Origin of the sequence: Paraburkholderia sp. BL21I4N1, assembly GCF_002973525.1 — a bacterium.
In the GTDB taxonomy this organism is placed as follows: domain Bacteria; phylum Pseudomonadota; class Gammaproteobacteria; order Burkholderiales; family Burkholderiaceae; genus Paraburkholderia.
Window position 1 is genome coordinate 410,664 of record NZ_PVEN01000005.1, and the last position, 9,239, is coordinate 419,902.

General features: G+C 64.7%; 12 protein-coding genes. 4 read left to right on the forward strand and 8 right to left on the reverse strand.

Features of this window, described 5'->3' with window-relative positions; genetic code table 11:
• Position 1: 1 nt before the first annotated feature.
• From B0G83_RS16575 to ssuD, 3 genes are read right to left on the reverse strand one after another with little or no spacing between them, the layout of a single operon-like run.
• Positions 2–1,078 carry an ATP-binding cassette domain-containing protein gene (locus B0G83_RS16575; RefSeq protein ID WP_105508461.1) on the reverse strand — a complete coding sequence of 359 codons (1,077 nt, stop codon included), beginning with the start codon at positions 1,076–1,078 and terminating at the stop codon, positions 2–4.
• Positions 1,078–1,911, reverse strand: coding sequence for an aliphatic sulfonate ABC transporter permease SsuC (gene ssuC / locus B0G83_RS16580; protein ID WP_105508462.1), 834 nt, complete (start codon positions 1,909–1,911; stop codon positions 1,078–1,080). Before ssuC ends, B0G83_RS16575 begins: the two co-directional genes overlap by 1 nt.
• Before the next feature lie 60 nt (positions 1,912–1,971).
• A complete protein-coding gene (gene ssuD / locus B0G83_RS16585; protein ID WP_105508463.1) occupies positions 1,972–3,132 on the reverse strand; it encodes an FMNH2-dependent alkanesulfonate monooxygenase in 1,161 nt (386 codons plus the stop codon).
• Positions 3,133–3,644: 512 nt separating this feature from the next.
• Here ssuD and B0G83_RS16590 point away from each other — a divergent pair.
• Entirely contained in the window at positions 3,645–4,070 is a 426-nt protein-coding gene (locus B0G83_RS16590) for a hypothetical protein (protein ID WP_105508464.1), read from the forward strand.
• 16 nt (positions 4,071–4,086) lie between these two features.
• Here B0G83_RS16590 and B0G83_RS16595 read toward each other — a convergent pair whose 3' ends face one another.
• Positions 4,087–5,223 carry an enoyl-CoA hydratase/isomerase family protein gene (locus B0G83_RS16595; protein WP_105508465.1) on the reverse strand — a complete coding sequence of 379 codons (1,137 nt, stop codon included), beginning with the start codon at positions 5,221–5,223 and terminating at the stop codon, positions 4,087–4,089.
• A gap of 46 nt (positions 5,224–5,269) precedes the next feature.
• Complete coding sequence (locus B0G83_RS16600; RefSeq protein ID WP_105508466.1) at positions 5,270–6,079, reverse strand: TetR/AcrR family transcriptional regulator; 810 nt, start codon at positions 6,077–6,079, stop codon at positions 5,270–5,272.
• Positions 6,080–6,214: 135 nt separating this feature from the next.
• On the opposite strand from B0G83_RS16600, the gene B0G83_RS16605 reads away from it, so the two are divergent.
• Positions 6,215–7,219, forward strand: a complete 1,005-nt coding sequence (locus B0G83_RS16605; RefSeq protein ID WP_105508467.1) for an NAD-dependent epimerase/dehydratase family protein — start codon at positions 6,215–6,217, stop codon at positions 7,217–7,219.
• 54 nt (positions 7,220–7,273) lie between these two features.
• On the opposite strand, the gene B0G83_RS16610 is transcribed toward B0G83_RS16605, so the two are convergent.
• Complete coding sequence (locus tag B0G83_RS16610; RefSeq protein ID WP_258167911.1) at positions 7,274–7,699, reverse strand: DUF1488 domain-containing protein; 426 nt, start codon at positions 7,697–7,699, stop codon at positions 7,274–7,276.
• Entirely contained in the window at positions 7,699–7,968 is a 270-nt protein-coding gene (locus tag B0G83_RS16615) for a hypothetical protein (RefSeq protein WP_035550656.1), read from the reverse strand. Before B0G83_RS16615 ends, B0G83_RS16610 begins: the two co-directional genes overlap by 1 nt.
• Before the next feature lie 245 nt (positions 7,969–8,213).
• Between B0G83_RS16615 and B0G83_RS16620 the strand changes: the two genes are divergently transcribed.
• Together B0G83_RS16620 and B0G83_RS16625 are read left to right on the forward strand one after the other, a co-directional pair.
• Positions 8,214–8,405 carry a hypothetical protein gene (locus B0G83_RS16620; RefSeq protein ID WP_105508468.1) on the forward strand — a complete coding sequence of 64 codons (192 nt, stop codon included), beginning with the start codon at positions 8,214–8,216 and terminating at the stop codon, positions 8,403–8,405.
• An 87-nt stretch (positions 8,406–8,492) separates the two neighbouring features.
• Positions 8,493–8,873 carry a hypothetical protein gene (locus B0G83_RS16625; RefSeq protein WP_105508469.1) on the forward strand — a complete coding sequence of 127 codons (381 nt, stop codon included), beginning with the start codon at positions 8,493–8,495 and terminating at the stop codon, positions 8,871–8,873.
• 27 nt (positions 8,874–8,900) lie between these two features.
• Here B0G83_RS16625 and B0G83_RS16630 read toward each other — a convergent pair whose 3' ends face one another.
• Positions 8,901–9,233, reverse strand: coding sequence for a DMT family transporter (locus B0G83_RS16630; RefSeq protein WP_374954916.1), 333 nt, complete (start codon positions 9,231–9,233; stop codon positions 8,901–8,903).
• Positions 9,234–9,239 lie beyond the last annotated feature (6 nt).

The following is a 9,239-nucleotide window of genomic DNA, read 5'->3' on the forward strand; positions in this document are numbered from 1 at the left end:
CTCAGACGGCCCAGCGGACCTCGGTCGGCCGCATGACACGGCCTTCTTCACGTGTTTCGTAGGCGCGATGCGACAACGCGTCGTCATTCGGCGCGTTTTGCAGCACGCGTTGCAACACATGGTCTTCGAGCGCCGCGAAACCCGCCGACGCGCGTGCCCGCGGACGCGCGAGCGGCACCGGTTGATCGAGCGCGATCCGCCCTTCCTCGATGAGCAGAATCCGGTCGCCGAGCGCGACGGCTTCATGCACATCGTGCGTCACCAGTAATGCGGTAAAGCGATGCTCGCGCCACAGGCGCTCGATCAGCGCGTGCATTTCGATCCGCGTCAAGGCATCCAGTGCGCCGAGCGGTTCATCGAGCAGCAGCAATTGCGGGCGATGCACCAACGCCCTTGCCAGCGCGACCCGCTGACGCTGACCGCCGGAAAGCTGCGCGGGCCAGTCGTTGGCGCGTTCGAGCAGGCCGACTTCGGCGAGCACAGCGCGCGCATCGTCGCGCGCGCTGCGGCCGAGGCCGAGCATCACGTTCTGCAGCACGCTCTTCCACGGCAGCAGGCGCGCGTCCTGAAACATGATGCGGGTATCGAGCGGACCGCCGTCTTCGGCGCGTTTATCGAGCACGCCCGCGCTGGTTTTTTCGAGGCCGGCGACCAGCCGCAGCAACGTCGATTTACCGCAACCGCTGCGGCCGACGATCGCCACGAAACTGCCGCGCTCGATCGACAGATCGAAATCGGCCAGCACCTTGCGCTCGCCGTACTGCTTGCCGACACCGCGCAACTGCACCGAGTAATCGGCCGACCGTGCGGCGGAATCTGCGTCTGAACCCGCGCGGCCCCCCTCAACCAACCGCGCAACCGCCCCCGCAGCAAAATCGCGCGCCACCGCAACCCCACGCACCGACACGTCAATCTCGCGCAAATCCCCCAACTGCGCGACCTCGTGCGACGCATCATCAAACTCAAATCCCGCCGCTTCACCAGCGTCACGATCGACAACACGCGTTTGCGCCAGCTCAGCTTCGAGATCGCGGCCCGCGATCCCGCCAAACGACGCCGAAAAAGTCGTCGCGTTCATCATTTCGCTCCTCGTTGATAAGCCGGATGCCAGCGCAACGACACGCGCTCGAGGCTCTTCGCCAGCACGTCGGCGAGCTTGCCGAGCCCCGCATACAGCAGAATGCCGACCACCACCACATCGGTTTGCAGGAACTCGCGCGCGTTCATCGTCATATAGCCAATGCCCGACTGCGCGGAAATGGTCTCGGCGACGATCAGCGTGACCCACATCAGCCCGAACGCGAAACGCACACCGACCAGAATCGACGGCAACGCGCCCGGCAACACCACATGCCGGTACAACGCAAAACCCTTCACGCCGTAGCTGCGCGCCATCTCGATCAGGTTCGCGTCGACCGAACGGATGCCGTGAAAGGTGTTCACGTAGATCGGAAAGAACACACCGAGCGCGACCAGAAATACCTTGGCTTCTTCCTCGATCCCGAACCACAGGATCACGAGCGGAATCATCGCCAGCGCGGGGATGTTGCGTATCATCTGCACGGTCGAATCGAGCGCGATTTCGGCGGGTTTGAACAAGCCGGTCGCGAGCCCGAGCACGAGACCGATCCCGCCGCCAATCGCAAAGCCCGACACCGCGCGCCACGTGCTGACCTTGACATCGGCCCACATTTCACCGGACTGGATCAGCGACCACGCGGCCTTCACGACCGCGAGCGGCTCGGGCAGCACGCGCGTCGACAGCACGCCGCTGCGCGCGGCGAGTTCCCACGCAAGCAGGATCGCGAGCGGCGCGAGCCACGGCGCCAGATGCGCGCCGAGCCGGCGCAACCCGCCGGCGCGTTCGCCCGCGTTTTCGTTTCGATCCGCATTCACGGTAGCTTGAGCCATGATGACTTTCCTGATTGCCTCATCGACAGAGGCGACGGATGCAAGCGGAGCGCGCCGCGCTCAGCTCGAACTCGCCGCCTTCGGCAGATAGTTATTACCGACGATCTCGCCGAACGGACCCGACAGCGGTCCATTCGAAGTCTTGTTCTGGCGGTCCGGCAGCAGCGGAAATACCAGCTCGGCGAAACGATACGATTCCTCGAGATGCGGATAGCCGGACAGAATGAAGGTATCCACGCCGAGTGCGGCGTACTCCTTCATCAGCGCCGCCACCTGCTCCGGATTGCCGACCAGCGCCGTGCCCGCGCCGCCGCGCACGAGTCCCACGCCCGCCCACAGATTCGGATAGACCTCGAGTTCCGCACGACTGCCGCGTTTGCCGCCGTGCAAGGCGGCCATGCGGCGTTGGCCTTCGGAGTCCATCTTCGAGAACGATGCCTGGGCGCGTGCGATGGTTTCGTCGTCGAGCTTGCTGATCAGTTTGTCGGCGGCGGCCCAAGCCTCTTCTTCCGTTTCGCGCACGATCACGTGCAGACGAATCCCGAATTTGATCGTGCGACCGTGCGCCGCGGCGCGTGCCCGAATGTCCGCGATCTTTTTCGCCACGGCCGCGGGCGGCTCGCCCCACGTCAGATAGGTGTCGATATGCTCGCCCGCCATGTCGTGCGCGGCCGGCGACGAGCCGCCGAACCACAACGGCGGATGCGGGTTCTGCACCGGCGGATATAACGCCTTGCCGCCCTTCGAACTCAGATGCTTGCCGTCGAAATCGATCGCGTCGTTGGTATGCGACGCGGCGAGCAGCTTGCGCCAGATATGCAGGAATTCGTCGGTGATCTCGTAGCGGGTATCGTGATCGACGAACACGCCGTCACCTTCCAGTTCGGCCGCGTCGCCGCCGGTCACGACGTTGATCAGCAAACGTCCGTTCGACAAGCGGTCGAACGTCGCCGCCATGCGCGCGGCCAGTCCCGGCGACGAAATGCCCGGACGGATCGCCACCAGAAACTTCAGCCGTCTGGTCGCGGCGATCAGGCTCGACGCGACCACCCATGCGTCTTCGCATGAACGGCCGGTCGGCAGCAGGACGCCTTCGTAGCCGAGCGTGTCGGCAGCCACGGCGATCTGCTGGAAGTAGTCGTAATCGGCTGCGCGTGCGCCTTGGGACGTACCGAGATAGCGGCTGTCGCCGTGAGTCGGAATGAACCAGAACACATTCATGTGCTGCTCCTGCTTGTTCGAAAACTGGATTGAATGAAGACGCCGCGGAAGCTGACCGCGCACACGTCGGCCGCGCGCATCCCGCGAGCAGCCTGTCAGCGGCCCGGCGATGCAACGCAAAAGAGGATGAAGAAAGAGCGTCGGTAACCGCGCCGGCTAGCGACGACAGCGTCGGCGCGCAAACGCCTGGCGGCGGATGAAGATCGGCATCAGGCAGGACATCGCGGCGGCTTCCCTCGACCAGACGTGCGCGTGCGGCGCTCGATTAAATGGGCGACGGCGGCAAACACCGTCTGCATGGAGAAACAGTCTAGGGATCGGGCCACGGCTTTTGAACGATTTTTTTTAGCTTAGGTTTTCCACTTTCGTGATTAGCCCGACGCTAAAGCATACGGATGTTGCGCGCCGTGCACGCTGGAAAGCGGAGGTCCCTAGATATAATGGCGCACGTTTTCCAATAACCCGGTGCAGGCTGCGCGAACCGCGCCGCCTGAGCTCTCGCGGTGTACTGCATGCAAAAACTCATCCTGCCGTTCGTCGCCGGTTTCCTGGCTTCCCTGTTTTTTCACGAATCGACGTTGGCGCTGTTGCACGCGGCCGGGCTGATCGACCCAACGGGTTTTTCGACCGCACCGTTTTTACCGCTCGGGCTGCCTGAGTTCATTGCGAATGCAATCTGGAGTGCGTTCTGGGCGGTGCTGATGGCGTGGCTGCTGCGCGTCGCGCCGCAGCGGCGCGCGCCGTGGGTGCCGGCGTTTGTGTTCGGCGGCATCGCTTTGACGGCGGCGAGCGTGTTCGTGGTCGATCCGCTGCGCGGTATCTGGCCGAGCGGCAACATGCTGCCGCGCCTCGCGGTGGGGTTCGCGGCCAATGCAATGTGGGGCTGGGGCGCGCTGGTGTTCATGCGCGCCTTCATGGCAAGTGAGGACGAGGAGTAAGCGCAGCCAGGCTCGCCTAACCGCGCAGATCCCGCAACGGGTGTTCGCTTGCCGGCCACGGGCTGTCGAACATCTTGTCCACCTCGGCCGCGCTCACGTCTTCAATGCGCGCGAAACGCCAGCGCGGCGCATTGTCCTTGTCGATGATGCGCGCGCGAATTCCCTCGACCGTATCGCCGCGCGTAAAGCACGAACGCGTCAGATCGAGATCGCAGCGCAACACGTCCGCCATCGAAGCCTCGGCGCGCGTCACCACTTCCAGCGACACCGCCATCGACAACGGCGAGCGTTCGCGCAACACCCCTATCATCTGTTCGGCCCATTCGCCGCCGTGGCTGTTGGCGTCGCGTTCGTGTTCGAGCGACGCAAGAATTCGCGCGACGTCGGGCAGCGCGAAATGCCGGTCGATCTCCCTCCGCGCATTGGCCAGCGACGAAGCTTCGGGCGACGGCACGACCTGATGCGCCCGCGCTTCGCGTTCGACGCACGCCACCACGTCCGCGCCGCGCTCGAACACCTCGCTGCGCAATGTGTCGACCAGCGCGGGCAACGCGGAGTCGTCGAGATAGACATCGGCGAGGCCGGCGTATAGCGCGTCCGCGGCGCCGATCGTCTCGCCCGTCACCGCCAGATAGCGACCGATCGCGCCCGGCGTGCGGGCCAGAAACCAGCTCGCGCCGACGTCGGGAAACAGGCCGATGCGCGTTTCAGGCATCGCCATCTTCGTGGAATGGGTGACGACGCGCAGCCCGCCGGTGCGATGCGCGCCCTGCGAAATGCCCATCCCGCCGCCCATCACCACGCCGTTCATCAATGCGATATACGGCTTGGGGTACGTGAAGATGGCGTGATTGAGCCGATATTCCTCGATGAAGAACACGTCGCGCGCGTCATGCTCGCCGCGTTGCGCGGACTCGTACAGAAAGCGGATATCGCCGCCCGCACAGAACGCGCGCGGATGCTGGCTGCGCACCACGACCGCGACGACGTCGGGATTGTCGCGCCACTGGTCGAGCGCCGCGTGCATGGCGCGAATCATGCCGGTGGACAGCGCGTTGAGCGCCTTCGGCCGCTCCAGTTCGATGAAGCCGATGCGATTGGCTACGTAGGTCGCGACTTCGTCGCTGACGGCGGGCGAGGCGGGGATGGACATGGCGTGCTACGCGCGGCGGCGCAAAATGAAATGGAATTGAACGTTATCACGCGCTCGCGGCTTTCGGTTTGGCGCGCGGCTCGGGAGCGGCTTTGGCGGCGGCCCCGGGGGCGGCGCCGGATGGGCCGAACCAGACGTCGAGCGTCAGGTTCAGCACGGTGTCGAGCGGAGCCGTCGGGAACACCGGACACGTGAGGTTCAACGCGACAATGCCATGCAAGGTCGCCCAGAAAGCCTCGGCCCACACGCTCAAATCCGCCGCTGCGGACAGACGCCCCGCGGCCTTCAACTCCTCGAGCGCGCCGAGCATGATATGAAGCGCGGCAGCGCCGGCGTCGTCGTCCCTGTGCGCGGCGGAGTCCGACGATGCGGCAACCGTCGTGGCAGACGCCGCGACCGTGCCCTTCTTCTTCGCCGACCTTGTTGCATCGTCAACTTCCGCACCGGCCTCCTCGTCCGCCAACCGTTGCGCGTTGCGCGCCGCGCCACCCAATGCCGCGCCGGTGTAGCTCGGATCTTCCATGAAGATCAGGCGGTACGTCTGCGGATGCGCCACCCCGAACGCGATATAAGCGCGCCCGAGCGCCTTGAGCCGCTCCGCCGGATCGGCGATCCGCGCGTGCGGCACGAACGTTTCCAGCAATTGCGCATAGCCCTCCTCGCACAACGCCTGCGCGATCTCGTCGCGGCTCGCGAAGTGAAGGTAGAGCGTGGCCGGTGAATATTCGATGGCGTCGGCGATCTTGCGCATGGATAGCGCGGCAAAGCCTTCGCGCATCACGATGCGCCGCGCGGCATCGAGGATGCGTTCGCGCAGTGCCTGCTTCTGGCGGTTCTTTCGTTCAGCGATTCCCATGACAGCTATTTTCCGGTTGACAAACTGAAAAGTCAAATTAAACTGAACACCGTTCACTGAACGATGTTCACTAAATTTTAAGTCGTCAGGAAAATTCATTCGCGGCGCGACCGGGCGCCATCTCAAGGAGTGGTCATGGAAGCAAACGGGAAAGTCGGGCTGTTCGGTGCCGCGGGTGCGGCAGGTCAGATCATTGCAGCGGCGTTGAGCGCTGCCGGCCGCGATTACCGCGTGGTCGGCCGCTCGCGTCAGCCGCTCGAGGCGGCGTTCGGCCACGATCCGCACGCCGAAATCGTCACATGGAATCCGGACGATCCCGCTTCCATTCAAGCGGCGTCTGCCGGCTTGCAGACCGTGATTTATCTGGTCGGCGTACCCTACGACCGCTTCGCGGAGCATCCGCCGCTGATGGAGCGCACGCTCGCCGGCGTGACGGCGGCGAGCGTCGAACGATTCATTCTGATCGGCACGGTGTACCCATATGGCCGCGCGCACGGCAACCCGATTCGCGAAGATCATCCGCGCGAGCCGCACACGTTCAAAGGCCAGATGCGGCTCGCGCAGGAAAAGCTGGTGCTCGCGGCGCACGGCCGCAACGGTCTGTCGACGCTGGTGCTGCGCCTGCCCGACTTCTACGGCCCAGGGATCGAGCGCAGCCTGGTGAACGGCGTGTTCGAAGGCGCGACCAACGGCACGCGCGCACAGATGATCGGCCCGGTGGATGTGCCGCACGAGTTCATCTATCTGCCGGACGCCGGACCGGTGGTCGAAAAACTCACGCGCACGCCCGAGGCCTATGGACGCTGGTGGCATCTGGCCGGCGCGGGCACGATCACGCAGCGCGAATTGGCACGGCAAGCCTACGCGCTGGCAGGCCGGAAACCGAAGCTGATGATTGCCGGCAAAACCATGCTGCGCGTGCTCGGCCTGTTCAATCCGTTGATGCGTGAGTTGGTGGAGATGAACTACCTGATGACCGAGCCCGTCGTCATGGACGACGCGGCGTTGACCGGGTTGATCGGGCCGATCGCTAAGACGTCATATGAGGAAGGCATCCGGCAGACTTTCGCAGCCTCACGCGAAGCGGCTTCGGCCAAGGCGGCGGCAGGCGGTGGTCGTAGTGCGGCGAAAGCGGCGTGATACGGGAGGACACGGGAGGATTGTTTCAAGTGCAAAACCGGGCCGACGCCCCGCTTACCCCGCCACATTCCCCGGCGGAAAGTGTCCGCTTTTGAGCAGCACGGGCGTGCCGTTACTGATCTGCAGATGCTCGCGCGCCACGGCCTCGATGCGTTCGCGGCCGGCGTCGAACGCGCGCAGCCAGCCTTCAAGATTTTCGCTGTACGCGCCGAAGTGGTCTTCGAGCGCTTCGACCGAGATCGCGCACGGCACCGGTTCGCCATTCACCAGAGCGGGAAAAACAACGGTGAGATTGGAATCGCGGTAAGCAGGCGCGTCCGCGGGAAACCGAATTTCCATGGTCGCCTCATCAGAAGTATCCGGCGGGAGAGCGTGGCCGGCGCGCATCCACCGGTCACGGAGAACCCCGCTATGGTACTCGCGCGGCCGGACCACGGTCCAGCCTGCGACGGCCCGCTGTTTCGCGTCGCGGATCGTCATCAGTGACCTCCCAGCAGCCGGTCGACGTAGTCGCGCGCCGCCTGTTCGACGAAGCCGAGCGCCTCCTCCTCGCTGCCGAAACGCTGCTCGCCGCCGAGTTCCAGCAAGGTCTCGATCCGGTGTGGATCGTCGGGGCCGAGCTCCGCGAGACTGACCGAGCCGATGTAGGTCCCGCCCACGGCATGGGCGGGCGCCGCGTTGGCCGGCACGAGGCGCGCGGCGGCGCTGATGTAATAGCCGCGATAAGGTCCGCTGACCCGTTCAGCCATCTTCGTTCTCCTCGTTGCAGTTGATAGCGATTTGTGTCGTCTGGCGTCAGCGCGGATGCCACATGGCGTGCGTGCATGCTCGCGGCATCCGTTCATCCATCGACGAGTAAGTAAGGCGCTTCGCCGGCCGATAAGTTCGCGCCTGCTACAGCGGATCGCACTTGTGCCACACCGGCCGGTCGAACAGACTCCGCGGCACGATCCGTGCTGACAGGAGACGCCTTTTCGAGTTCAGCGAGCGCAATATGGGAAAATATTTTCTGCGGAACCACGAACTGCCCGAGCCGGATGCGGCGAATCGGTGGTTTGCTTACGCCGAAAGCCACGGCATCGACATTCCGAAAGCCATCAGCATCTGGGAAGACGCGGCCACCGTCAGCGGCACTGAAAGCCGCCGGCTGGTCAGCGCGGCGGGCATCACGGTCGAAACGCCCTAGGCCTCGCGCCTGGGGCTCGTGCCGCTCCACCCTCGCCTCGTGCCGATACGGCGAGCCCCAGACATCAATCTGAAAGGAAACCTCACGATGCAACTCATGACGCAATCGCGCCGCGCCACCCGACTCCGCCTGAGCGCCTTGCTCGCCCTATTGCGCAGGGCGGCCGTGCCGGTCGCGCTACCCGCTGCCGTGTTGCTCGGCGTGAGCCTCGCCGGCTGCGCATCGTCGAACACCACGTCGTTGATCAATCTGCCGAACGGCCAGACCGGCTTCGCGGTGAATTGCAGCGGCGCGGACGCCGCGTCGAGCTGGGCCTCGTGCTACGTGCAGGCCGGCAAGGCATGCGGCGCGACCGGCTATGACATCGTGTCGAAAGACAACGACGAAGGCGGCGCCGCGGGCGGCAGCGTGACGAACGTCGTGTCGGCGAACGTCAAGAACCGCTCGATGATCGTGCGCTGCAAGTGAACGCCGGGCGTGCCGGCTGTGGAAGCATCAATGCGCCTGCATCTTCGAAAAGATATTCAGCACCGCGACGCCGGCAATAATCAGCCCTAGCCCGATGATCGCCGGCAGGTCCGGCACCTGCCGGTACAGCAGCAGCGCGACGAGCGTGATCAGCACGATACCGGCGCCCGACCACACCGCGTAGACGATGCCGACCGGAATGCTTTTGAGCGTCAACGACAGGCAGTAAAACGCAATGCCGTATCCCATCACCACGACCGCCGACGGCACCAGCCGCGAGAAACCTTCCGAGGCCCGCATCGCGGAAGTCGCAATGACTTCCGCGACGATCGCGATGCCGAGCAGGGCATAAGGAGGCATCCGCAT

Bases quoted from the DNA above. Each gene is read 5' to 3' on its own strand.
- B0G83_RS16575 (WP_105508461.1), bottom strand. From the start codon at position 1,078: ATGAACGCGACGACTTTTTCGGCGTCGTTTGGCGGGATCGCGGGCCGC.
- ssuC (WP_105508462.1), bottom strand. From the start codon at position 1,911: ATGGCTCAAGCTACCGTGAATGCGGATCGAAACGAAAACGCGGGCGAA.
- ssuD (WP_105508463.1), bottom strand. From the start codon at position 3,132: ATGAATGTGTTCTGGTTCATTCCGACTCACGGCGACAGCCGCTATCTC.
- B0G83_RS16590 (WP_105508464.1), top strand. From the start codon at position 3,645: ATGCAAAAACTCATCCTGCCGTTCGTCGCCGGTTTCCTGGCTTCCCTG.
- B0G83_RS16595 (WP_105508465.1), bottom strand. From the start codon at position 5,223: ATGTCCATCCCCGCCTCGCCCGCCGTCAGCGACGAAGTCGCGACCTAC.
- B0G83_RS16600 (WP_105508466.1), bottom strand. From the start codon at position 6,079: ATGGGAATCGCTGAACGAAAGAACCGCCAGAAGCAGGCACTGCGCGAA.
- B0G83_RS16605 (WP_105508467.1), top strand. From the start codon at position 6,215: ATGGAAGCAAACGGGAAAGTCGGGCTGTTCGGTGCCGCGGGTGCGGCA.
- B0G83_RS16610 (WP_258167911.1), bottom strand. From the start codon at position 7,699: ATGACGATCCGCGACGCGAAACAGCGGGCCGTCGCAGGCTGGACCGTG.
- B0G83_RS16615 (WP_035550656.1), bottom strand. From the start codon at position 7,968: ATGGCTGAACGGGTCAGCGGACCTTATCGCGGCTATTACATCAGCGCC.
- B0G83_RS16620 (WP_105508468.1), top strand. From the start codon at position 8,214: ATGGGAAAATATTTTCTGCGGAACCACGAACTGCCCGAGCCGGATGCG.
- B0G83_RS16625 (WP_105508469.1), top strand. From the start codon at position 8,493: ATGCAACTCATGACGCAATCGCGCCGCGCCACCCGACTCCGCCTGAGC.
- B0G83_RS16630 (WP_374954916.1), bottom strand. From the start codon at position 9,233: ATGCCTCCTTATGCCCTGCTCGGCATCGCGATCGTCGCGGAAGTCATT.